Origin of the sequence: Pseudomonas peli (assembly GCF_050563605.1) — a bacterium.
Taxonomy (GTDB): domain Bacteria; phylum Pseudomonadota; class Gammaproteobacteria; order Pseudomonadales; family Pseudomonadaceae; genus Aquipseudomonas; species Aquipseudomonas peli_A.
Window position 1 is genome coordinate 168 of the sequence record NZ_JBNXUH010000031.1, and the last position, 23,222, is coordinate 23,389.

Here is a 23,222-nt window from a genome sequence, read left to right on the forward strand (position 1 = left end):
ACCCACGAACTCAAGGGCTGTAGCCACACGAACCACTAGCGCGCCGCCTGCAGAAACGACAAAGCCGTTGAAGCTGGCGCTTCAACGGCTTTGTCGTAACTATCGCGCAGCAGCTAAGCGCTTTTACCGCGACGCAGGCGCAGCAGGTACTGAATCGGGCCCGAGGCCGCGTATGCAAGGAAGATGATCAGCAGAATGCGTGGCGGATCACTGAACACCACAGCAAACACCAGCACCACCGCCAGAATCGCTACAAAGGGCACGCGCCCTTTCAAGTCGAGATCCTTGAAGCTGTTGTACTTGATATTGCTGACCATCAGCATACCGGCAGCAGCCACCAGGATGGCAACCACAAAGGCCATATTCGAGCCCTTGATGCCAAAATCACTGAAGGCCCACACCGTACCCGCCACCACACCCGCAGCAGCCGGGCTGGCCAGACCGATAAAGTAGCGTTTGTCGACGCTGCCGATCTGTGTATTGAAGCGCGCCAAACGCAGCGCGGCACCCGCTACATAGATGAAGGCCACCATCCAGCCGACCTTGCCCATGCTGCCCAGCGCCCACTCAAACGCGAGCAAGGCAGGCGCCACACCAAAGGCGACCATATCGGACAGCGAGTCATACTCGGCGCCGAAAGCACTCTGGGTATTGGTCAAGCGTGCGACACGCCCATCCAGACCATCCAGCACCATGGCAACAAACACTGCGGCGGCGGCCACATAGAAGTTGCCGTTCATGGCATTGATGATGGCGTAGAACCCGGCAAACAGATTGGCCGTGGTAAACAGGTTGGGCAGCAGATAAATACCGCGATGACGGACCTTGCGCCCTTCGGCGTCATGCCCCTCTTCTATATGCTCATCGATTGGCAGCAAACTTTCAGCGTCGGCGGGAGACTGCGGCTCATCTGGACGTTCATTCATGAACAACACCTTGCAACGGATTTGGAGAATTTCGACAGGCGCTGACGATCAGGGTTCACGCCAGCGCCCATGCAACACTCAGGCTTTATACCAGAAGCCTTGCCGCACCATGAAAAAACGCGGCCAAGGCCGCGTTTTTTCTTACGTCATAAAACCTTAGTTCTTGGCTTTGTCGACAATTTTGTTGGCACCGATCCACGGCATCATGGAGCGCAGTTGCTCACCGATGATTTCGATACCGTGAGCAGCGTTGTTACGACGCTTGGCGGTCATCGAAGGGTAGCCGGTTGCGCCTTCGCTGATGAACATCTTGGCGTATTCGCCGTCCTGAATGCGCTTCAGAGCATTGCGCATGGCCTGACGGGACTCGGCGTTGATGACTTCCGGGCCGGTCACGTACTCGCCGTATTCGGCGTTGTTGGAGATCGAGTAGTTCATGTTGGCGATACCGCCTTCGTACATGAGGTCAACGATCAACTTCAGTTCGTGCAGGCACTCGAAGTAAGCCATTTCCGGCGCGTAACCGGCTTCAACCAGAGTTTCAAAGCCGGCTTTAACCAGCTCAACGGTACCGCCACACAGAACAGCCTGCTCGCCGAACAGGTCGGTTTCAGTTTCGTCCTTGAAGGTGGTTTCGATGATGCCGGTACGACCGCCACCAACACCAGCGGCGTAGGACAGAGCAACGTTCTTGGCGTTGCCGGAAGCGTCCTGATAGATAGCGATCAGGTCAGGGATACCGCCGCCCTTGACGAACTCAGAACGCACGGTGTGGCCCGGCGCCTTCGGCGCGATCATGATCACGTCGAGATCGCTACGCGGCACAACCTGGTTGTAGTGGATGGCAAAGCCGTGGGAGAAGGCCAGGGTGGCGCCTTTCTTGATGTTCGGCTCGATTTCGTTCTTGTACAGCGAGGACTGGAACTCGTCCGGGGTCAGGATCATGACCAGGTCGGCAGCAGCAACGGCGGAAGCAACGTCAGTCACTTTCAGGCCGTGGGCTTCAGCCTTGGCAACAGTGGCCGAGCCTTTGCGCAGGCCAACAGTCACGTCAACGCCGGAATCCTTCAGGTTGCACGCTTGAGCGTGGCCCTGGGAACCGTAGCCAATGATGGCAACTTTCTTGCCCTGGATGATCGAGAGGTCACAGTCTTTGTCGTAATAAACTTTCATGTTCTTGGCTCTTTTAATCGAAAGGGATGGGGTGCATGCACCGCGACGAAGACACCTTAAGTGATCCGCCCTATTGCGTAAAATGATATATTTGCAACACAACATGCCGATATTTGAAACGATTATGGATAGTCACGCACTCAGGCTCTTTCTCTCCCTGGCCGACCACCTGCACTTCGGCAAAACCAGCCGCGAGCAACACGTCAGCCCTTCCGCACTCAGCCGCAGCATCAAGCAACTCGAGGACGAACTGGGCGCGCCACTGTTTCTGCGAGACAACCGCTCAGTCCGCCTGACCCGCGAGGGACAACAGTTTCGCGAGTATGCGAACGAGGTCATGAATGGCTGGCAGGCCATCCGCCAGACCTTTAAGCAGGACCAGTTGATCCTCCACGGCGAGCTCTCACTGTATTGCTCGGTAACCGCTAGCTACAGCTTCCTCTATGACATCTTGAGCAGCTTTCGCCAGGACTACCCACGCATTGAAATGAAGCTGCACACCGGCGACCCGGCCAAAGCCGTAGAGCGCGTGCAAGAAGGACTGGAAGACCTGGCCATCGGCGCCCGCCCCGACAGCTTGCCCGCTGGCGTCGCGTTTCAATCCATTGCTCGTTCCGCACTGTGCTTTATCGGCCCACTGTCACCCCAGCTGTTAAGCGAGGAACAACTGAAGCTCCCCGGTACGGACACTTGGAAAGACGTACCGATGATTCTCTCAGAAGAAGGCCTTGCCCGAACCCGCACCGATCGATGGTTAAAAAACCACAACATCAAACCGCGCATTTACGCCCAAGTGAGCGGCAATGAAGCCATCGTCAGCATGGTGAGCCTGGGTTTTGGCATTGGTGTGGTCCCGCAAATCGTCCTCGACAACAGCCCACTGACCGCTCGCATCCGCATCTACGATATTCAGCCACCACTAACTGCCTATGACATTGGCCTGTTCGCGCTGGAGAAGCGCCTTAAAGATCCGCTGATCAACGCCTTCTGGAATCGCCAACGCTAAATGCGGGCAGCGAGCCGTTGACCCCGAAACGCAAAAAACCCTCAGGGATCTCTCTCTGAGGGCTTTTCGTTTTATCAGCACAACGCAATCAGATGCTCAGCACCTTGTCGCCACGGGCAATGCCGGTAACGCCACTGCGCACGGTTTCCAGAATCGAAGCAGTGCCGATGGCCTGGATAAAGCTGTCCAGCTTGTCGCTCGTGCCGGCCAGTTGAATGGTGTAAACGCTGCTGGTCACATCGACGATCTGCCCACGGAAGATGTCGGTGGTACGTTTGACTTCAGCACGTTGAGCACCAGTGGCCTTGACCTTGACCAGCATCAGCTCGCGCTCGACGTGAGCGCTTTCTGACAGGTCGACCAGCTTGACCACCTCGACCAGCTTGTTGAGGTTTTTGGTGATCTGCTCGATGACTTCATCATGACCCACAGTGGTCAGCGTCAGACGCGACAGAGTCGGGTCTTCGGTCGGTGCCACAGTCAGGCTTTCGATGTTGTAGTTGCGCTGCGAGAACAGACCGACCACGCGGGACAATGCGCCGGGCTCGTTTTCCAGCAGCAGGGAAATAATGTGTCGCATGATTAGGTACGCTCCGTCTTGCTCAGCCACATATCGCGCATTGCACCGTCTTTGATCTGCATCGGATAGACGTGCTCACTGGTATCAACCTGGATATCGAGGAACACCAGGCGATCTTTCATCGCGAAGGCTTCCTCCATCTTCGGTTTTAGATCCTTCAGGTCAGTGATGCGCATGCCGACATGGCCATAGGCCTCGGCCAGCTTGACGAAGTCCGGCAACGATTCCATATAGGAATGCGAATGACGGCTACCGTAGTTCATGTCCTGCCACTGGCGCACCATACCCAGCGCACCGTTGTTCAGGTTGACGATCTTCACCGGCAAACCGTACTGCAGGCAGGTCGACAGCTCCTGAATGTTCATCTGGATGCTGCCTTCACCGGTTACGCAGGCGACTTCGTCATCAGGGAAGCTCAACTTGACGCCCATGGCCGCAGGGAAACCAAAGCCCATGGTGCCCAGGCCGCCGGAGTTGATCCAACGGTTCGGCTTGTTGAAGCGGTAGTACTGGGCAGCAAACATCTGGTGCTGACCAACATCGGAGGTCACAAACGCGTCGCCACCGGTGACTTCGGACAGAGTCTCGATCACGGTCTGCGGCTTGATGATGCTGCCGTCGCCCTTGTCATAAGGGAACATGATGCGACCACCGCGCCACTCTTCGATCTGCTTCCACCAGCTCGCCAGAGCATCCTTATTCAGCTGCTCGCCGATCTCTTTAAGGATCGCGACCATCTCGGTCATCACGCTATCAACCGGGCCGACGATTGGGATATCGGCCTTGATGGTCTTGGAAATAGAGGCTGGATCGATATCGACATGGATGATCTTGGCATTCGGGCAGAACTTGCTCGCGCCGTTGATCACGCGATCATCAAAGCGCGCACCAACCGCCAGGATCACATCGGCGTGGTGCATTGCCAGGTTGGCGGTGTAGCTGCCGTGCATACCGAGCATGCCGAGGAACTGGCGATCGGTGCCTGGATAGCCGCCCAAACCCATCAGGGTGTTGGTGACTGGCAGGTTGAGCATTTGCGCAAGTTCAGTCAGCGGCGCTGCAGCACCGCCCATGATCACGCCACCACCGGAATAGATCACTGGACGCTTGGCCGTCAGCAGCAATTCAGCCGCCTTACGGATCTGCCCAGAATGACCGCGCAGTGCAGGGCTGTAGGAGCGCAGCTTGACCTTCTTCGGATAGACGTACTCAAACTTCTCAGCCGGGTTGGTCATGTCCTTCGGAATATCCACGACCACCGGGCCTGGACGGCCGGATTGGGCCAGATAGAAGGCCTTTTTCAGAACTTCTGGAATTTCCGAGGCGTGCTTGATCATAAAGCTGTGCTTCACGATCGGCCGGGAGATACCGATCATGTCGGTTTCCTGGAAGGCATCGGTGCCAACCATGTTGCTTGGCACCTGGCCAGACAACACCACCATCGGAATGGAGTCCATATAGGCGGTGGCAATACCGGTAATGGCATTGGTTGCGCCAGGGCCGGACGTTACCAGTACCACACCGGCTTTACCGGTGGCACGGGCATAACCGTCAGCCATATGGGTTGCCGCTTGCTCGTGACGAACCAGGATGTGCTGGACTTCCGGCTCTTTGAACAGGGCATCGTAGATGTGTAGGAGAGCACCGCCCGGGTACCCATAGATGTTCTTAACGCCTTCGTCACGCAAAAAGCGGACGACCATTTCAGCGCCGGATAAAAGCTCCACGTTGTTCACCTCTAAAACGCCAGAAAACCGCCCAACAAGGAGGACGGCCTAAGATAGGTTTACTGTCAGCAGAGCATGAGCGACGGTGGTCGCCGACTACGTCAGCTACAACTGAGCAAGTATTGGGAATGCCCCAAAGTGTTGCGGGGTCTTCCCACCCAGCGCGAGGTAACGCGTTGCGGGTGTAACAGGTCGGCGCGGGTGTGCACCTCATGTCTACTGAGCTAAAGCCTGCTTGCGGCGGACTCCACTACAGCGAGCGTGGAATTGTTGAGATTCGGCGCTGCCAAGTCAAGCAATCCGTGATTGAATCTGCAATCTTCTGCTGTGACGCAGCGCAGGATGACGATTCGAACATTTTGGTTATAGTAGTCAGCAGGCACCGCAGCTCAATATAAGGAAACCGCATGCGCCGCATGATGATCACCAGCAGCTTGCTGCTCGCCATGAGCGCCACCGCCATGGCCAGCCAGGTTTACAAGTGGGTCGACGCCCAAGGCGTGACGCACTTCAGCGCACAGCCACCACAAGGCCAAGACGCCACCAGCATCAACACCGCAACACCGCCGCCAAAACCTGCCGTCGCAGAAGAGAAGAAAGCGGCGCCGACCTTCGAAAGCATCGCCGACCCCGAGCAGGCGGCCATCGATGAAAAGGTCAAACAGGACGTCGCGGCCAAAGAAGTGGAGCGCAAGAAGTACTGTGAAGATGTGCGCACTAACCTCGCACAACTGCAGAACAACCCGCGCGTACGCGTGGATGTAGACGGTGAAGTGCGCCGCCTAAGCGAAGAAGAGCGCCAAAGCCGTATCAGCGAAGCGCAGAAGGCGATTGCCGAAAACTGCAAATAAGCCGATTGGCGCGACTCAGCTCGCGCCAACAATCAGCTGATCGAATTCACCCAGCAGCTTGATCAGCACTCTGGCCTTCTTGGCCTGACCGCCATACACCTGCTCGGCCATCGGCTGAATCCCGGAAACACTGGGCAATGCGGCACCTGCTTCCAGCATCTGCTTCATCCTCGGTAGAAATATCCACTGCAGCCACTGTTCGAACGCCAGCGTATCGACACAGAACGGCTGCTGGCTGGATAACGCCTGTGCACTAGGCGCCTGCGCATCCCACCAACCTTGCACGCGCAGCTCGCGCTCGATCAGCAGCAGCTGCTCCGCCACCACAGGTACGCGCGCATCCATCAGAGGCTAACTCGCGCCTGCTCACGGGCCTGGGCGGCACCCGCAGCATCACCTTGACGCTCGCGCGCCTGGGCGATCAGGTTCCACAGACTGGCCTGCAAGGCCGGGCGACCGTTGGCATAGCTCAGACCACGCCGGGCAAACTGCTCGGCCTGCGCCGCATCGCCTTGAGCCAAACGTACTTCGGCAAGCTTATAGAGCACCTGTGGTTCACGCGGTGCAATACGCTGAGCGCGCTCCAGACTGGAGGCAGCGCCATTCAGATCACCACCACCCTGCTGCTGCTGAGCCGTAGTCAACAAGGCCAGGACCGGGCCATCCAGCTGCTCATCCATGGCCAAACCACCGCTTGGAATGCCACTGGGCGCCGGCGCGACATAGCCGCCTTGGGTTGTGGCGGGCGGCGTAGCACTCCACGGCTGCGTAGTGCTGCCGGTATCCAGCGGGGCATTGCCTGCAGGGAACGACTGAATCGGCGCGGAACTCCCGCCACCACCCGGCACCATCACCACCACGCCGGAGTCTTCCGGCAGGGCCTGAGGCTGCGCAGCGGGGGCACCGTACCCACCTGGCGTACCCGATTGCGCGCCGGCGACAGCAGTGCCGCCTTCAACTACCGGAATCGAGCCGCGCGGCACACTGCTGCAACCAGCCAACATCAACGAAGCCGTTACAGCTGGAATCAACCACTTATTCACGTCACACCCTCTTCACTTAATCCAACCAGCCGCGTACCCAATCCATCACTTCGTTGACCGGCGCCTGAATACCACAGGCCGGCCCGGCGACGGGTTGGCTGCCGCGAATATACGGCATCTGTACTGCATTCGGACAACTCGGGTCGGTGCCCTGGCCGCTACTGGCATCCACCCAGGCCTGCACCACGTTATCCGGCACGGGCATATCCAGCGGCAGCGGGTCGGCCTTGCGCATAAAGTCCGTCCACACCTGCAGCGCACCAGTCGCACCGGTCAGCGGTGTGGGGCCGTTGTCATCACGCCCCAGCCACACCACCGCCAGAACGTCCTGACTGAAGCCGGCAAACCAGCTGTCGCGCGAGTCGTTACTGGTGCCGGTCTTACCGGCCAAGGCCAGGGAACGCGGCAGCTGGCTGTAGACCGAACGTCCTGTGCCTTCTGACATCGTGCGCTGCATGGCGTTCTGCAACAGATAAATGGCGCCGCTGTCGAAGCGCTGCTGAATCTGATACGGGTAGCGCTTGAGCGGCTCACCCTCTGCCGTCAATACCGCACGAATACCGCGCAACGGCGTATTGAAGCCGCCATTGGCCAGGGTCTGGTACATATTCGCCACGCTCATCGGGCTCAGTCCGCCTGCGCCCAACAACATCGACGGATACGCCGGCCACTCCTGCTCGACACCCAAGCGGTTCAGCGTCTTCAGCACTTCCGGCACGCCGATTTCCAGGCCGAGCTTGGCGGTCGACAGGTTGTAGGAATTGACCAGACCCTGATACAGATAAATCGTGCCATGGGCCTTGCGGTCGTAGTTCTGCGGGCTCCAGACCTGACCATCCTGACCCTTGATGGAGAACGGCTGATCTTCAAGCAGACTGGTCAAGGTGTACTGGCTCGGACGTTCCAGAGCCGTCAGATAGATCGCAGGCTTGATCAGCGAACCAATCGGCCGTACTGCATCCAACGCCCGATTGAAGCCAGCAAAGCGCGGCTGGCGACTACCAATAATGGCCTGCACCTCGCCACTTTCCGGACTGGTCACCACCATCCCGGCCTCAACCTGATCAACCCCCTTGCGCCCGGATAGGCGTTTCAGGGTGTCGGCCAAGGCACTTTCGGCTTTGAGCTGCATGATCGGATCAAAGCTGGTGAAGATGCGCAGGCCTTCTTCGGTCAGGTCCTGCTCCTGATAATCCTCACGCAGCTGGCGCTTGACCAGATCGAGGAAGGCCGGGAAAGAGCTGTCCGCCAAAGTCCCGCGCTGGGTAATGCCCAACGGTTTCTGTTTTGCCGCTTCAACTTCTTCAGTGCTGGCCACGCCCTGCGCTGCCAGCACATCGAGCACCAGGTTGCGCCGTTCCAACGCACGCTCGGGGTTACGGCGCGGATTGTAGTAAGTCGGCCCTTTGACCATGCCCACCAGCAGCGCCACCTGATCGAGCTTCAGCTCGGACAGCGGCTGACTGAAGAAATACTGGCTGGCCAGACCAAAGCCATGCACCGCACGCTGGCCGTCCTGGCCCAGGAAGACTTCATTGAGGTACGCCTCAAGAATGTCCTTCTTCTCGTAATGCAGCTCCAGCAGCACCGCCATCATGGCTTCGGTTGCCTTACGGGCCAGGGTGCGCTCGTTGGTCAGGTAGAAGTTCTTCACCAACTGCTGAGTCAGGGTACTGCCGCCCTGACGCAGCTGACCGGCGGTGGCGTTGATCCACACCGCGCGAGCAATGCCCTTGGGCGACACGCCGAAGTGATTGAAAAACTCGCGATCCTCAATCGCCACCAGGGTTTCCACCAGATACGGCGGCACCTGCTCCAGCTTGATCAGCACGCGGTCTTCCTGGTGCGCTGGGTACAAGCCACCAATCAGCAACGGCTCAAGCCGCGCCACCGCCAGATTGCCGCCACCGGCCTGAGTCAGGCCCGCAACATAGTCACCGGAGAAGCGCACGCGCACGCGCTGCGACGGCTCGGTGCTTTCATAGAATTGAAAGCCGCGTGAATGCAGCTCGATATTGTTGCCTGCCACCGACACGCCGCCGGGGCCGGCCACTGCGTTTTCGCGGCGATAGCCCAGGGCATCCAGCTCCTTGAGGAAGTCATCCTTGGCCAGTTTCTGCCCAACGAATAGCTCCAGTGGCCTGGCATAGACCTTGGCGGGCACAGTCCAGCGCTTGCCGGAGAACTTCTCCTGCACCACAGCATCGAGATAAACCGCAAACACGGCGAGTACCACCAAACCAACCAGGCCGAGCTTGATAGCCCAGCCCAACCAGGGGCGCATACCGCCAGAACGGCGTTTAGAACGGGGACGGGAAGATCGGGTACGAGTCATGGCGCGGCATTATACGCACTTTGCCCGCTTGCCAGCAGGCCAGCTCAGCGGTTTGCAGACTGGCGTTGAGCGGCCATAATGGCCGCCTCTTATTCAGTACAACGCCAAGGATCGCCCGTGAGCCAAGCTCTGATCGCCGCACTGCAGAACCCGGCCCTCTACCCTCATCCTGTGGAGCAGTTCCAGGTCATCGAAACCCATATTTCCTGGGTGGTGCTCACCGGCCCCTTTGCCTACAAGCTCAAGAAGCCGGTGAATTTCGGCTTTCTCGACTTCACCGAGCTGAGCGCACGTGAACACTTCTGCAAGGAAGAGCTGCGCCTCAACCAGCGCCTGACCCAGGGCCTTTATCTGGAAGTGCTGCCAATCACTGGCAGCGTCGATGCCCCGCAACTGGGCGGTACTGGTCCAGCCATCGAATACGCGCTGAAAATGCGCCAGTTCCCGCAAAGCCAGCTGCTCAGTGACGTGCAAGCGCGCGGCGAACTGAGCGAGGCGCATATCGACGCGCTGGCCAAACAAATTGCCGACTTCCACGGTTCGACCCCTGCGGTCGCGGCCAACCATACGCTGTGCGCCCCCGAAGCGATCGTCGCTCCGATGCGGCAGAACTTCGAACAGATTCGCCCGATGCTCAATGACGCGGCCGATCTGCAGCAGCTTGAAGCCCTGCAAGCCTGGACCGAAGCCAACTACGCGCGCCTCGAGCCACTGCTGGCCAAGCGCGCAGCCAATGGTTCGATCCGCGAATGCCACGGCGACATCCACCTGGGCAACGCCACTCTGCTGGACGATCAGGTGGTGCTGTTCGACTGCATCGAGTTCAACGAGCCATTTCGCCTGATCGATATCGCCTCGGACGCCGCTTTCCTCGCTATGGACCTGGAAGATCGCGGTCTCAAGGCCCATGCCTGGCGCTTCGTCAATGGCTGGCTGGAGCACACCAGTGATTACGCCGCTCTGGAGCTGCTGAATTTCTACAAGGCCTATCGCGCGCTGGTACGCGCCAAGGTCGCGCTGTTCAGCCTGGCCCATCAGACCGATGCAGTGCAAAAGGCGGTAACCCTGCGCCAATACCGCAACTACGCCAACCTGGCGGAAAGCTACAGCGCCATCCCGTCGAACTTCCTGGTCATTACCAACGGCGTTTCCGCAGTGGGCAAAAGCCATGTCGCCATGCGCCTGGTTGAAGCACTCGGCGCCATTCGTCTGCGTTCGGATGTAGAGCGCAAGCGCCTGTTCGGTGAGCAGAAGGATGCCGACCTCGGCAAACTCAGTACCGGCATCTACACCCAGGACGCCAGCGCCGCCACTTACCAGCGCCTGCACCAGCTGGCCGACGCCGCGCTGCACGCCGGTTTCCCGGTAGTCATCGACGCCACCTACCTCAAGCAGGCACAGCGCGAAGCGGCCAGCCAGGTTGCCGAAGCCTGCGGCGCACCCTTCCTGATTCTGGAATGCAGCGCCCCGGACGAGGTGATTGCCAGCTGGCTGGAGCAACGCAAGGCCGCCGGCAGCGACCCGTCCGATGCCACCATGGACGTCGTGCACGCCCAGCAAGCCAGCCGCGAAGCGCTGACCGACGATGAACTGCTGCACAGCAAGCGCGTAGAGACTCATGAAAGCGCCAGTCTGGACACCCTGATCGCGCGCATTCGCCAGCGCCTTACGGGCCTGTAACAAGCAAAAGGGCAATAGAGTTGCGGCGCGAGCAGAGCGCGCCGCGGCTTCTATACTGGCGGTGAGCCCATATGGAGATGCCCCATGAGTCAGCCCCGACAACTGGATAGCCCGCTGTATATCCTGATCCGCAACGAACAGATTTCCGCCTTCAATGCGCAAAAGCCCAAAGACACAGTCGTCGACCTGAGCGACGGTGATTTTCGCGGCATTGACCTGCGCGCTCTTGATGCCCAGGGCATCAACTTCACCAACGCCTACTTTCGCGGCACCGACCTGCGCGGCCTCGATCTGCGCAATGCCCAACTCGAAGGCGCCAGCCTGGCCCACGCGCAGATTTCCGGGGCCTACTTCCCCGTGGAGCTGACGGCTGACGAGATTCTTATGTCAGTGAATTTCGGCACCCGCCTGCGCTACAACACTCGTTGAGCGGCGACCACATCAGCCAGCTATTCGGCGCCCGAGCGGACGCCTACGCCTGCTTTCGTCCGCATTACCCGCAAAATCTGTTTGCCTGGCTAGCCGCGCAATGCCCCGAGCGCACTCGCGCGCTGGATATTGCCTGTGGTAATGGCCAGGCCAGCTATCCGTTGCTTGAGCACTTCAAGCAGGTGCTGGCCTGCGATGCCAGCCTGGAGCAATTGCAGGCTGGCGCGGATCAAGCTGGGCTGCAGTTGTTCGTCGCCAAGGCGCAGGCGCAACCCCTGCACAGCCACAGCCTGGACCTGATTGTGGTGGCGCAGGCGCTGCACTGGTTTGCCACACCGGCGTTCTTTGCCGAAGTACACCGCCTGCTCAAGCCCGGCGGGGTGTTCTGCGCCTGGTGTTACAGCCTGATGCGCATCGACGCTGAGCTGGACACACTGATCGACGATTTTTACTGGAATACCCTCGGCGGCTACTGGCCAACCGGCCGCGCCAGTGTCGATGCTGGTTACCGTGATATCGACAACCCCCTTAAGGCACTCACCCCGCCCGCCTTGGCTATTGAAGCCAGCTGGACGCTAGAGCAGCTGCTGGGCTACCTGCGCACCTGGTCAGCGGTGCAACGCTATGAACAGCAAAACGGTGCCGATCCTCTGCTGCAATTGCAGCCAAAACTGCGCCAGGCATGGGGTGATGCCAAACAGCCACGTTTTGTCCGCTGGCCGCTACACTTTCTGGCAGGCACACGAAACTGACTCCATCCGCACGACTGCCCAGCAGCGCAAGGAGGCTTGATGAACGATGAACTGCAACACCTGAAGAACCTCGGCAAAACCTCGGCCCAGTGGCTCCACGCGGTTGGCATTCACAGCGCCAATGACCTGCGTCGACTGGGCGCGGTGAGTGCCTATCGAGCGGTACGCGCGCGGGGCTTCAGGGCATCCAAGGTGCTGCTGTACGCGATTGAAGGCGCACTGCTGGACGTGCACTGGAACGAACTGCCACCCGGGCATAAGGCCGAACTGAATGGCCAGCTCGATGAAAGTTCACCCCACAACAAGAGCTAGCTCACAACCTCTCAGGCTTTTGATTTACCTGAAGCGCGCTGGCAACTATTGTTTTAGGGACGTTCGTGCGGTTTAGTATGCCCAGCCAGTTCAAGGAAATTCGCTCATGTATTTACTCGGGGAGCAACCGGCTTACGCCGATCAGCTGATCAACCGACTACAAAGCATCCCCACTCAATTACTCGATGGGCTTGCACCTGCTGGATCGCCACTACAGCTTGAACGTGCGGACGACCTGGGCAAGATGCTGCCAGGTAATCAGCTATTCATCATTGAAAATGGCCTGCTGCATGCCGTAGTCGATGAACGCCCGCTGTTTTACCTGCAGGAAGGCGACCTGGTTGGCCTGCGCCAGGGCCTGGACATGCCCAGCTGCCGTTACAGCAGCGAAGAGCAACTGAGCCTGATTCCTTACTCGCGCAGCGAAGTGTTCAAGCACATCTATGCCAGCGAACAGCGACAGGAACTGTTTATCCAGTACCTGATCGGCCATACCGCCCTGCTTTCCGACGCCCTGGCACGCTTGAAACAGCCAGAAATTCGCCCCTCCACCGGTTTCCAGCATTTTGCTGCGGGTGAAGAGCTGATCCATCAGGGCGATGTCGCCGACAACGTCTTTATCATCATCGAAGGTCATGCCGAGGCGTACGTCGACGGGCACAAAGTCGGTGACGTACAGAAAGATGAAATTTTCGGCGCCATGGCGGTGTTCACCCGAGAGAAGCGCAGCGCCACCGTATTGGCCAGCGAGCCCTGCACCGTGATGGTGATTCCCAAAGAGCAGTTCCTCAGCCTGATGCAAAGCAACCCGCGGATTGCCCACAGCCTGATCGAGAGCATGGCCAAGCGTATCGATCTGCTGAACAAGGAAGTCACTCAGCTGCGCCTGCCGGCCGAAGTGTCCTGAAACCCGCTTGCAGCCTGAAGAACCCGACCTCGTGTCGGGTTCTTTGTTTATGGGCCAAGCAGGCAGTTGGCAGCTCGATAAAAAAGTTTGTTTGGGGGTGTTGACATGAAAATGAGAATTGTTATTATTACCGCAACTGGTCGCGAGATCAGCCGATAAGCTTAAGAGACCTTCAGTCGGCCTCTTCAGATTATCTCCTCATCAGGCTAATCACGGTTATTGACCCGGCTCTTGCCGGGTCTTTTTTTGCCTGTCGAAAAGTACGCTTAGCAACCTTTAGAAATCGACCTGCGCCAACCATTCCGGCAGATTGAAATGCTGGCTTACCCGGCAGATCTTGCCGTCGCGAATCTCGAAGAAACTCGCTGCCGTCAGCTGATAGCTCTGGCCACAGGCGTCTGGCAGGCCATCATCGGTGCTCAGGTATTCACCGCTCAGGGTAAATTCACAAGCGGCGCGCTGCCCGCTTGGTTCGGTGAGGATCTGCAGGTTATCGATGCTTTCGCGGTAGCAGCGCTGGGTGCGCTCCAGATAGTCGGCAAAGGCTTGTACGCCCTGCTCGCGCGGGCCCTGATTGATATCCAGCAGCACATCGGCGCTGAGCAGGGCCAGGCAGGCGCGGCTGTCGCGTTCGTTGAGGGCGTTGAAATAGCGGGTAAGCAAGGCGTGGGCAGCGGCTGGCATCAGCAGTCTCCGGTGAAAACCGCAGACTACCTGCTCAGCCGCAGGCAAATCGGGCTAGGGTCGCAGTTTTGCGCAGTGGTCCTGCTCAGGTTGCGCCGGCGTGTACCAGACATAATCGGCCGAATCTGCAGCAACCTGGCTGCCTACCTCCGCCAGAATCAGCACCTGCACACCTTCCGCTGCACCTAAATCCTGCAAATGCAGCGGCACACCCAACTCACGACGCACATGGAAGGCGCCAGCAAACAGCAGACTTGGCGCCGGCGCGGCCAGCAGGGCTTCGGCCATACGCCGGTCACGCTGTTGCTGCACGGCGAGCATGGCGGGCAACTGACTTTCCGGCAGCAGGTTGCAGTGCGACTGGCGAATCTGTTCAAACAGCGCCTCACGCACTGGCTGCGCTGTAGAAGCCTGGCCTCGCAGCTGCGGCACCTGAGCGTAAATCTGCATGATCTCGCGACGCTCGAGGTTGGCCGCCAGCAGCGGATAAGGCTGACGCAGGGCATGCTGCACCAGCGGCCCGTACAGCGACCAGGCCCAGCCCGGGTGCCAGACCAGGGCGCTGAGGATGTCCTGCGGCGCCTGCCCGGCGGCGATGGCAGCGCGCACCTGTTCGACCTTGACCTGTTGATCCGGCGTCAGCATTTCCAGCAGCAGACTGCCTTGCGGCCGCTGCACTGCCAGTGCCCGCAACAGCCAGAGCTGCAGCGTGTGGTGATCGGGATTGTCATGCCGCTCGCCGACCAGCACTTTGGGTGCAGCGGCCAAGCGCGTCAGCAGTTGCTCAGGCGTCAGCCGCGTGCCGGTGCGCAGCTCAACAATCTGCCCCAACTCAGGATGCTGTAAACCTTCCGGGCTTTGCCAGGCGGGTAAAGCCGGTAACGAGGCCTGACAGGCACTCAACAGCGCGGCAGCCATCAATAACGCAATACGCATAAACACAACCTTAACGAGCAACAATTAAAGGATGACCCCGTTCCGGATGCTGTTGCACCAGCACTTCGAGACCGAACACGGCCTGCAGCGGCTCGGCGCGCAATACTTCCTCAGGGCTACCGAGCGCATGAGGGCGGCCACGTTCCAACAGCAACAGGCGGTCGCAGTAACGCGCAGCCAGATTGAGGTCATGCAGGATCACCAGCACCGCTGCGCCCTGCTCGACAAAGGCGCGGGTGGCCTGCAGCGTGGTGTGCTGATGCAGCGGATCGAGCATCGAAGTCGGCTCATCCAGTAGCAGCATTTGCCCTTCACCGCCCGGCCACAGCTGCGCCAGTACCCGCGCCAGGTGCACGCGCTGACGCTCGCCGCCAGACAGCGCCAGGTAGCTGCGCCCGGCCAGGTGCAAGGCATCGGCCGCTTCCAGCGCCTGATGGATGATCTGCGAGTCACGCACACGCCCGCTGGCGTGGGGTAAACGGCCCATGCCGACCACTTCTTCCACGCGAAAGGCAAAATTCAACGTCGAGGTCTGCGGCAATACCGCCAAACGCTGCGCACGCTCACTGCCGGGCCAGTCCTGCAGCCGTCGCTGATCCAGCCAGACATCGCCATGGCTCGGCTGTAGTTCGCCGCACAAGGCGCCCAGCAAGGTGCTCTTGCCGGCGCCATTGGGCCCAAGCACGCCGAGCACTTCACCCGGACGCAGCTCCAGGTTGATATCCGCCAACACCGTGCACGGGCCGCGCTGTACCGCCAGATTTTCCGCGCGCAGCATCAGGTACGCCCCCGCAACAACAGATAAAGGAAGAACGGCGCGCCAATCAGCGCCGTGACGATACCAATCGGCAGTTCGGCCGGTGCCAATGCCAGCCGCGCCGCCAGATCCGCCAGCAGCAGCAGGCTGGCGCCCGCCAGGGCCGAGGCCGGCAACAGCACGCGATGATCCGGCCCGACCAGCAGACGCACCAGATGCGGCACCACCAGGCCGATAAAGCCGATCATCCCCGCCGCTGCCACAGCCGCGCCGACGCCAAGTGCGGTGCAAAACACCAGCTCGGCCTTGACCCGCTCTACGGCAAAACCCAGATGGCGGGCCTCAGACTCGCCCAACAGCAAGGCATTCAACGCCTTGGCCCGCCGCGGCAACCACAGCGCCACCGCCGCCGTCACCAGCAGCAACGGCCATAAACGGCTGTAACTGGCACCATTAAGGCTGCCCAGGTTCCAGAACGTCAGGGTACGCAAGGTGGCGTCATCGGCCAGGTAGGTGAACAAGCCGATGGCCGCACCGGCCAGTGCCGTCAGCGCAATGCCGGCCAGCAGCATGGTCGCCACATTGGTTTCGCCGTCACGCCGGCCCAGACGATAGACCAGCGCCGTCACCCCAAGGCCGCCGATAAAGGCGAACAACGACAACAGATAAGGTGCAAAGGCTTCCGGCAAACCGCCAAGGGCCGCGCCGCCGACAATCGCAATCGACGCACCGAGAGCCGCGCCGCTGGAGACCCCGATCAGGCCCGGGTCAGCCAGCGGGTTGCGAAACAGCCCCTGCATCGCCACCCCGCACAGCGCCAGCACCGCGCCGACCAGCAGCCCGAGCAAGGTGCGCGGCAGACGAATCTGTCCGAGTATCAATTCGGCCTGGGCCAGATCATCACCCGGTTGCGCCAGGCCCAGCAGGCGCAATGCCGCTTTAAGGGTATCGAGCAGCGGCAGGCTGACCGGCCCCAGCGCCAGGGATAACCAGAGCGCGAGCGCCAGCAACAGGCTCAGTGCGATAAACAGTGAGCGCGGACGAATAACAGGATTCATGGCGTGGGCTTAGCTTCGGCGACCAGAGGTTGGCTGGCAGGATAAAAGGCTGCGGACAAGGCCGCCAGCCCATCCGGCAAACGCGGGCCGAGACCACCGACCAGCAGCGTCGGGTCGAGCATCAGCAAACGCTGGTTACGCGCCGCCTGGGTCGCCGCCAGCGCCGGGTTCTGCTGCAGCAGCGCCTCACGCGCGGCATCACCAGAAAGACTGCGATCAGCAATGATCACCACCTCCGGGTCAAGCGCCAGCAGGGCTTCGGTGGACAGCGCCTTGTAACCGCTATGGCTGGCCAGATTGCGCCCGCCGGCACGCTCAATCAGCCAGTCAGCCGAGGTGTCCTTGCCACCCGCCATCGGGCTACCGCCGGCATGCCCGAGCAACAGCAACACACCCGGCGCCGCCTGCTGACGCTGCGCAGTCACCAGCCAGTCGGCCTGCTGCTGCAAGCGCTGTTGATAAGCCGCAAAGGCCTGATCGGCGCGTTGCGGCTCACCCAGCAGCGTACCGATGCGTTGCAGGCTGGCTTGCAGGCTGGTCAGATCCGCCTTGGACGAGAGCATTTCCACCCGTATACCGGCGCCGCGCAATTGCGCCAGCACTGGCGGCGGCCCCATTTCCTCGCTACCGATCAACATATCCGGGCGCAGCGTCAGCATGCCTTCGGCGGCCAACTGACGCTGATAACCGATGCTCGGCAAAGCGCGCAGCGACTGCGGGTGCTGACTAGTGCTGTCCACTCCCACCAGACGGCTCTCACCACCCAGCGCCACCACCCACTCGCTGAGCGAGCCGCCGGAACTGATCCAGCGTTGCGGCAAGGGTTCGGCGGCCATCGCCGAGGCACAGGACAACAGGCTCGCGCCCAGGGCGAACAAAGTATTAAGGCGTTTCATGGTTGGCCTCTAGAAGAATGCGACTGTCCTGAATGCCCTGCTGCTGCAGCAAGGCCATCAGATCGAGAAATGCCGACAGCGGTGCCTGACGATCCAGCGCCAGGTCCAGACCTACCGTGTTGTCGGCGGCAAAGGCTTCGCTCAGCTCAGTGCGCAGCGCGTTGAAATCCGTCTGCTGCACACCGTTAAAGCGCCAAGCTCCGTCAGCGGAGAGCTGTATTTGCATGCGTTCGCCACTGCCTGCGCTCGCCGTGGGCAACGTCTCGCGGCTCTGCGGCAACTGCAAGGGCAGCTCCAGCAGTGGCGTTTGCGCGGTCAGCAGAAAGAACACCAGCACGATAAAAATCACATCGAGCAGTGGTGTCAGATCGGGCAGCAGATTGCCCTGGGAGCTGTTGGCGGCCGGCAGACGGATCACGGCAACACCCACTGCGCGGCCGGCTGATTACTCGGCAGTTCCAGCTCCAGGCCATCCAATGCCAGCTGACAGCGATTGAGTAACGCTTGCACGCCCTCCAGATAACGCTCGGCCCACAAGGAAAAGCCCTGCCCTGCCGCCAGCGCCGGAATGGCGATCAGCAACCCCCACACCGTGGTGTACAGCGCCTGCCATAGACCATCGGCGAGCAGCGCAGGAGTTACCGGGCTGTTCTGCCCGGCGATATTGGCAAACATCTCGAGCATACCCAGCACAGTGCCGAGCAGGCCGAGCATGGGCGCCAGCATGCCGATCAGCTGCAGCAAGCGCAGTTGTCGATTGAGGCGCTGACGCTCTTCCAGCAGCCAGCAGCCGAGCAGCTCTTCACGCTGCACCGCCGGCAACGCGCTGTGTTTAAGCAACAGCGCCAAGCCATAGCGCCAACCGCGCGCACGGCCTTTGCAGTGTTCACGCTCACAGGTGCGGCAAGCGCTGACTGCCGCACGCCCAGCGGCAGTGCTCAGCGGCTGCAAACGCAGAAATACGCTAAGGCGCTCCAGAATGAGTGCCAGCGCCAGCAGCGAACATAGCGCCAGCGGCCAGCCCAGCGGCCCCATCGCACTCCACCACTGGCTCATCTCAGCACTCCAGCGCTGGTGCGCTTTCGGCCAGGGCGCGCCAGTCTTCGCGCTCCGGGACGCCCGGTTTGCGCGCGCCAAACAGCTGCACCACCAGCTCGCCATTGGCATCGAAGGCTTCCCAGCTGGTGATCACGCCATCGCTGCTCGGCTTGCGCACCCGCCACAGCTCGGTCACGCCAGTGGTCTGCAAGTGCAGATTGAACTCGGGATCGAGCACGTTGAACCAGGTATCCATCCAGCGCAGGTTGCGTACTGGGCCGGAGTGAATCTGGATGCAGTGGCGATTGCCGACAAACACCATGATCGGCACTTCACGCGCACCGGCTTGCTCCAGCAGTTTTGGCAGCTCGCGCACGTCCAGCGGCTCGGCCCACTCGCTCCCGGCCAGACGCAGGGCCTGGGTGCGTGTAGTGCCGTGCTTTTTCAGCAGCGCGAAGAAGTGATGGGTGTCTTTGAGGGTCGACCAACCCACCCGCAGGGCATTTACATCCACCTGAGCATCGGCCTGCGCCGGCTGCGTCTGGGGCAAAGGCATCAGCTCCAGTTCGGCACTTTGCTCAGCCATGCGGAAACGTTCCAGCAGCGGCGCCCAGGCACTTATCTGGCTGTCATCGGTAAGGAATATCTTGTGTACCGCAGTGCCCTGACGGTCGAACACCTGAATGCTGCGCTGGGTGCCTTTGCCGGTTTGCTCCTCGATGGCAAACACACTGGCCCAGCCGCCGAGGAACAGGCGCAGGTCGATATCGGCTGACACCACCAACCCCATCTGACCATTACCGGTGACCGTCACTTCACGGTAATAACCTTTGCGTTCATGCACGCAATGCTCATTGCGGGTCAGCGCCATCACATAACCCAGCTCGCCCAATGCCGGCAGCAGCTGCGCCCAGTCTGGCTGCAAGCGCACAGCGTCGACACCGAGGCGGCTGGCCACCAGTTCGGCCTCGCTGACGGCCAGACGCTCGGCGGCATCGCGAGCGCGCAGGCGTGGCTGCTCGCTGCGCAGCACCTGCCAGGCCAGATACAGATCATTGCTGGGCGCGACGGATTGGGCGTGTGTGCTCATGGAAAACTCCTCACTGATTAATCAACGGCTCGCCGTCAAAGCGAACTGAATAGGGATTTGTACGCGGCTAGGCACGGCCTGGCCGCCGCTGGTTTCAGGGCGGAAACGCCACTTGGCAACCGCCTCCAGAGCGGCGCGATCGAGGCTGTCCACGCCCGAGGAGCGCAGCACATTCAGGCTGCGTTGCTGGCCGCGCTCATCCAGACGCACCTCGACCAGCACCACACCCTGCTGATTACGCCGGCGCGCCTGGGACGGGTAATTCGGCTGGCGTGGCGGCTCGCGAAAGCTCGGTTTAGTGCTGAGCACTTCAGCGGCCGGCTTTGCGGCAACCGGCTTGGCGGGCGCGGTTTGAGCCGCTGCAACCACTGCTGCCGATTGACTGATTGTCTCGGTTGGCTGCGCTTGCACGGGCTGGTTTCGAGTTGGCTGTGCCACTACCGCTGGCTTTGCCTTGGCCACGGGCGCCTGCATTGCAGGCTTAGGCGCCGGCGCATTTCTAGGCACTACCGCCTGGCGTTGCGGTTGCGGTTGCTCTGGCAGCTTGGTCGGCGCCGGCGTGACCTGTTGCAGCACTGCAGCCAGGCGTAATACCTGAGGCGCTTCGCGGGTTTGCGCCGCACTCAACGCAGGCGGTTGCGCCTCGTCATGCAGCAGCCAGCCGGCGGCATGCAGCGCCAGCGACAGCAGCAGAAACAGCGACAAACGCAGCATGCGATTACCCGGTCAAATCGAATTAAATCTATTTGATAATTATTTGCATTCGCATGTCAATGTCGTTTAGCTTTGCCGCCGATGCCAACCCGGTGGTCACAGAAACCACCCGCACGATCCTGGAGTCCCCATGCACAGAAGTCCTCCATTCGCCCGCCGCCCCTTGCTTGCCCTGCTGCTACTCAGCCCATCGCTGGCCCTTGGCGCCGAGAAAGCGCCGAACCAGTTCGATACCGTGACCGTCACGGCCACCCGTACCGAGCAGACACTCGACCAGGTGCCGAGCACAGTGTCGGTACAGACCGAACGGCAGATCGACCAGCAGAACATCAAGAACATCAAGGATCTGGTGCGCTACGAGCCCGGCGTATCGGTCGGTGGCAGTGGTGATCGCTTCGGCCTGTCGGGCTTTACCATCCGCGGCATTGGCGGCAACCGCGTACTGACCCAGGTCGATGGCATCGGTATGCCGGACGCTTTCTCCTTTGGCGGTTTCCTCAGCGCCAAGCGCGATTACGTCGACCTCGACACCGTCAAACAGGTGGAAATCATCCGTGGCCCAGCCAGTTCGCTGTACGGCAGCGATGCGATTGGCGGCGCGGTGAGCTTCCTGACCAAGGATGCTGGCGACTATCTGGACGAAGGCGATGACGCTTACGCACGCTTGAAAACCGGCTATGACGGCAGCGATGACAGCTGGCAGCGCAGCGCCACCTTCGCCGCACGCCTGGGCCAGGTCGATGGCCTGTTGCACCTGGGCCGGCGCAGCGGCCAGGCCACGGACACCCACAGCGGCCAGGGTGGTATCGGCGCAACCCGCGAGCAGGCCAATCCGCTGGATTACCGTACCGACAACCTGCTGAGCAAATTCGGCTGGGATTACAGCGACAGCGGCCGCCTGCAGCTGACCTACGAGCGTTACCAAGACGACACCGACACCCGCGTACTGAGCAACTACAGCAACACAGCCACCATCCGTACCCAGGATGCTGAAGACCGCGTCGACCGTGAGCGCTATTCCCTCGCCCATACCCAGCAACTCGACACCCTGCTGGTTGATCAGATCCACAGCCAGCTCAGCTACCAGGACAGCCAGACGCGTCAGCAAACGTTCGAGGACCGCGTGGTCGGCGGACAGCCACGCTACCGCACACGTGACTCGTACTACGAAGAAAAGCTCTGGGCGTTCAACACCAAGCTGGACAAGGCCTTCAGCATCGGCAGCACGGAACATGCGCTGGTCTATGGTCTGGACGTCAAACACCTGAAGAACGCGGATCTGCGCGAAGGCGGCGAGACCGTACTGGCCACCGGCGTGACCACGCCTGTTCTGCCCACCAGCGATTTCCCCGATCCGACCACCAAGGAATACGCCCTGTTTGCTCAGGACAGCATCAGCATCGGCCGTTGGACCCTGCTACCGGGCCTGCGCTACGACCACTATGAGATGAGCCCACACGTCACCAATAAGTACCTCAATAGCCAGGCCACCGAGCGCGACCCAAGCGACTTCAAGGATTCGGCGTTGTCGCCCAAGTTTGGCGTGACCTACCAACTCGACGACGCCCACAGCGTCTACGGTCAGTACGCTGCAGGCTTCCGTGCACCGCAGGCGATCGAGATATTTGGCGAGTTCGCCAACCCCGGCATGTACCGCACCCTGGCCAATACCAACCTGAAGGCAGAAACCAGCGACAGCTTCGAGCTGGGCCTGCGCGGCCAGTACGCCATCGGCAGCTTTGGTGCGGCGCTGTTCTACAACCAGTACGACGACTTTATTGAGCAGGTCAGCCGGCCTTCCAGCGTGCCGGGTTTCCCCTTCGGCGAGTTCCAGTACGTCAACCGTGATCGCGTAACCATTCGCGGTGCGGAAGCCAAAGGCGAACTGTTCCTCGACCAACTGGGCCTGCCGGCTGGCTGGAAAGCCCGCGGCAGCGTGGCTTACGCCCGCGGTAAGGATGAAGGCACAGGCCAGCCGATCAACAGTGTCGACCCGCTCAAGGGGGTGTTCGGCCTGGGCTACAGCGAGCCGAGCGGCAAGTTTGGTGGCGAGCTGAGCTGGACCCTGGTGGCGGCGAAAACCCGCGTCGACATGACCCAAACCGCCAATCACGCCGAGACATCGGGTTATGGCGTACTCGACCTCAACGGCTGGTGGCAGATGACCGACGCCTTCGCCGTGAATGCCGGCCTGTTCAACCTGACCGACAAAGAGTACTGGCAGTGGGGTGATGTGCGCGGTCTAACCGAAAATAGCCCAAGCATGGGCCGCTTCAGCCAGCCGGGCCGCCACGCCGCCGTCAATCTGGTCTGGGAAATCTGACCCAG

The 23,222-nt window shown here is 60.6% G+C and carries 24 protein-coding genes; 8 read left to right on the forward strand and 16 right to left on the reverse strand.

Annotated features, from left to right (window positions below; genetic code table 11):
• Window positions 1-113: 113 nt before the first annotated feature.
• Both pssA and ilvC read right to left on the reverse strand, forming a co-directional pair.
• The gene (pssA, locus tag ACQ4LH_RS20275; RefSeq protein ID WP_275961621.1) at window positions 114-926 is read right to left on the reverse strand and encodes a CDP-diacylglycerol--serine O-phosphatidyltransferase; all 813 of its coding nucleotides are present in this window, start codon (window positions 924-926) and stop codon (window positions 114-116) included.
• A 156-nt stretch (window positions 927-1,082) separates the two neighbouring features.
• Complete coding sequence (gene ilvC / locus ACQ4LH_RS20280) at window positions 1,083-2,099, reverse strand: ketol-acid reductoisomerase (protein ID WP_275961622.1); 1,017 nt, start codon at window positions 2,097-2,099, stop codon at window positions 1,083-1,085.
• 124 nt (window positions 2,100-2,223) lie between these two features.
• Here ilvC and ilvY point away from each other — a divergent pair, with 124 nt between their 5' ends.
• Window positions 2,224-3,105 carry an HTH-type transcriptional activator IlvY gene (gene ilvY / locus ACQ4LH_RS20285; protein WP_430698848.1) on the forward strand — a complete coding sequence of 294 codons (882 nt, stop codon included), beginning with the start codon at window positions 2,224-2,226 and terminating at the stop codon, window positions 3,103-3,105.
• Window positions 3,106-3,193: 88 nt separating this feature from the next.
• Here ilvY and ilvN read toward each other — a convergent pair whose 3' ends face one another.
• Window positions 3,194-3,685 (reverse strand): acetolactate synthase small subunit, encoded by a 492-nt coding sequence (gene ilvN, locus ACQ4LH_RS20290; protein WP_090256033.1) that lies wholly within the window; start codon window positions 3,683-3,685, stop codon window positions 3,194-3,196.
• A gap of 2 nt (window positions 3,686-3,687) precedes the next feature.
• Window positions 3,688-5,412, reverse strand: a complete 1,725-nt coding sequence (locus ACQ4LH_RS20295) for an acetolactate synthase 3 large subunit (protein ID WP_339526270.1) — start codon at window positions 5,410-5,412, stop codon at window positions 3,688-3,690.
• A 407-nt stretch (window positions 5,413-5,819) separates the two neighbouring features.
• Between ACQ4LH_RS20295 and ACQ4LH_RS20300 the strand changes: the two genes are divergently transcribed.
• Entirely contained in the window at window positions 5,820-6,263 is a 444-nt protein-coding gene (locus ACQ4LH_RS20300; RefSeq protein WP_430698849.1) for a DUF4124 domain-containing protein, read from the forward strand.
• Window positions 6,264-6,278: 15 nt separating this feature from the next.
• Here ACQ4LH_RS20300 and ACQ4LH_RS20305 read toward each other — a convergent pair whose 3' ends face one another.
• The 3 genes from ACQ4LH_RS20305 to mrcB are packed head-to-tail and all read right to left on the reverse strand — an operon-like array spanning window position 6,279 to window position 9,641.
• Entirely contained in the window at window positions 6,279-6,608 is a 330-nt protein-coding gene (locus ACQ4LH_RS20305) for a YqcC family protein (RefSeq protein WP_430698850.1), read from the reverse strand.
• Window positions 6,608-7,306 carry a tetratricopeptide repeat protein gene (locus tag ACQ4LH_RS20310; protein WP_430698851.1) on the reverse strand — a complete coding sequence of 233 codons (699 nt, stop codon included), beginning with the start codon at window positions 7,304-7,306 and terminating at the stop codon, window positions 6,608-6,610. Before ACQ4LH_RS20310 ends, ACQ4LH_RS20305 begins: the two co-directional genes overlap by 1 nt.
• Window positions 7,307-7,322: 16 nt before the next feature.
• Window positions 7,323-9,641, reverse strand: coding sequence for a penicillin-binding protein 1B (mrcB, locus tag ACQ4LH_RS20315; RefSeq protein ID WP_430698852.1), 2,319 nt, complete (start codon window positions 9,639-9,641; stop codon window positions 7,323-7,325).
• Between the two features lie 117 nt (window positions 9,642-9,758).
• Between mrcB and ACQ4LH_RS20320 the strand changes: the two genes are divergently transcribed.
• From ACQ4LH_RS20320 to ACQ4LH_RS20340, 5 genes are all read left to right on the forward strand, one after another.
• Window positions 9,759-11,321 carry an AAA family ATPase gene (locus tag ACQ4LH_RS20320; protein WP_430698853.1) on the forward strand — a complete coding sequence of 521 codons (1,563 nt, stop codon included), beginning with the start codon at window positions 9,759-9,761 and terminating at the stop codon, window positions 11,319-11,321.
• 84 nt (window positions 11,322-11,405) lie between these two features.
• The gene (locus ACQ4LH_RS20325; RefSeq protein WP_430698855.1) at window positions 11,406-11,750 is read left to right on the forward strand and encodes a pentapeptide repeat-containing protein; all 345 of its coding nucleotides are present in this window, start codon (window positions 11,406-11,408) and stop codon (window positions 11,748-11,750) included.
• Window positions 11,747-12,502, forward strand: coding sequence for a class I SAM-dependent methyltransferase (locus ACQ4LH_RS20330; protein ID WP_430698856.1), 756 nt, complete (start codon window positions 11,747-11,749; stop codon window positions 12,500-12,502). Before ACQ4LH_RS20325 ends, ACQ4LH_RS20330 begins: the two co-directional genes overlap by 4 nt.
• A gap of 39 nt (window positions 12,503-12,541) precedes the next feature.
• The gene (locus tag ACQ4LH_RS20335; protein ID WP_275961632.1) at window positions 12,542-12,814 is read left to right on the forward strand and encodes a TfoX/Sxy family protein; all 273 of its coding nucleotides are present in this window, start codon (window positions 12,542-12,544) and stop codon (window positions 12,812-12,814) included.
• 106 nt (window positions 12,815-12,920) lie between these two features.
• A complete protein-coding gene (locus tag ACQ4LH_RS20340) occupies window positions 12,921-13,721 on the forward strand; it encodes a Crp/Fnr family transcriptional regulator (RefSeq protein WP_430698857.1) in 801 nt (266 codons plus the stop codon).
• Between the two features lie 276 nt (window positions 13,722-13,997).
• Here ACQ4LH_RS20340 and ACQ4LH_RS20345 read toward each other — a convergent pair whose 3' ends face one another.
• The 9 genes from ACQ4LH_RS20345 to ACQ4LH_RS20385 are packed head-to-tail and all read right to left on the reverse strand — an operon-like array spanning window position 13,998 to window position 20,894.
• Window positions 13,998-14,405, reverse strand: a complete 408-nt coding sequence (locus ACQ4LH_RS20345; RefSeq protein WP_305594472.1) for a nuclear transport factor 2 family protein — start codon at window positions 14,403-14,405, stop codon at window positions 13,998-14,000.
• A 54-nt stretch (window positions 14,406-14,459) separates the two neighbouring features.
• Window positions 14,460-15,341, reverse strand: a complete 882-nt coding sequence (locus ACQ4LH_RS20350) for a ChaN family lipoprotein (RefSeq protein ID WP_430698858.1) — start codon at window positions 15,339-15,341, stop codon at window positions 14,460-14,462.
• A gap of 10 nt (window positions 15,342-15,351) precedes the next feature.
• Window positions 15,352-16,119, reverse strand: coding sequence for a heme ABC transporter ATP-binding protein (locus ACQ4LH_RS20355; protein ID WP_430698859.1), 768 nt, complete (start codon window positions 16,117-16,119; stop codon window positions 15,352-15,354).
• On the reverse strand, window positions 16,119-17,156 hold the full coding sequence (locus ACQ4LH_RS20360; protein WP_430698860.1) for a FecCD family ABC transporter permease: 1,038 nt from the start codon (window positions 17,154-17,156) through the stop codon (window positions 16,119-16,121). Before ACQ4LH_RS20360 ends, ACQ4LH_RS20355 begins: the two co-directional genes overlap by 1 nt.
• Window positions 17,153-18,052 carry a heme/hemin ABC transporter substrate-binding protein gene (locus ACQ4LH_RS20365; RefSeq protein ID WP_430698861.1) on the reverse strand — a complete coding sequence of 300 codons (900 nt, stop codon included), beginning with the start codon at window positions 18,050-18,052 and terminating at the stop codon, window positions 17,153-17,155. The genes ACQ4LH_RS20360 and ACQ4LH_RS20365 overlap by 4 nt, the downstream gene beginning before the upstream one ends.
• A complete protein-coding gene (locus tag ACQ4LH_RS20370) occupies window positions 18,039-18,470 on the reverse strand; it encodes an ExbD/TolR family protein (RefSeq protein WP_430698862.1) in 432 nt (143 codons plus the stop codon). Before ACQ4LH_RS20370 ends, ACQ4LH_RS20365 begins: the two co-directional genes overlap by 14 nt.
• Window positions 18,467-19,108, reverse strand: a complete 642-nt coding sequence (locus ACQ4LH_RS20375; protein ID WP_430698863.1) for a MotA/TolQ/ExbB proton channel family protein — start codon at window positions 19,106-19,108, stop codon at window positions 18,467-18,469. Before ACQ4LH_RS20375 ends, ACQ4LH_RS20370 begins: the two co-directional genes overlap by 4 nt.
• 1 nt (window position 19,109) lies before the next feature.
• Window positions 19,110-20,180, reverse strand: coding sequence for a hemin-degrading factor (locus ACQ4LH_RS20380; RefSeq protein ID WP_430698864.1), 1,071 nt, complete (start codon window positions 20,178-20,180; stop codon window positions 19,110-19,112).
• Between the two features lie 21 nt (window positions 20,181-20,201).
• A complete protein-coding gene (locus ACQ4LH_RS20385) occupies window positions 20,202-20,894 on the reverse strand; it encodes an energy transducer TonB (protein ID WP_430698865.1) in 693 nt (230 codons plus the stop codon).
• 130 nt (window positions 20,895-21,024) lie between these two features.
• Here ACQ4LH_RS20385 and ACQ4LH_RS20390 point away from each other — a divergent pair, with 130 nt between their 5' ends.
• Complete coding sequence (locus ACQ4LH_RS20390; RefSeq protein WP_430698866.1) at window positions 21,025-23,217, forward strand: TonB-dependent hemoglobin/transferrin/lactoferrin family receptor; 2,193 nt, start codon at window positions 21,025-21,027, stop codon at window positions 23,215-23,217.
• Window positions 23,218-23,222: the final 5 nt, after the last annotated feature.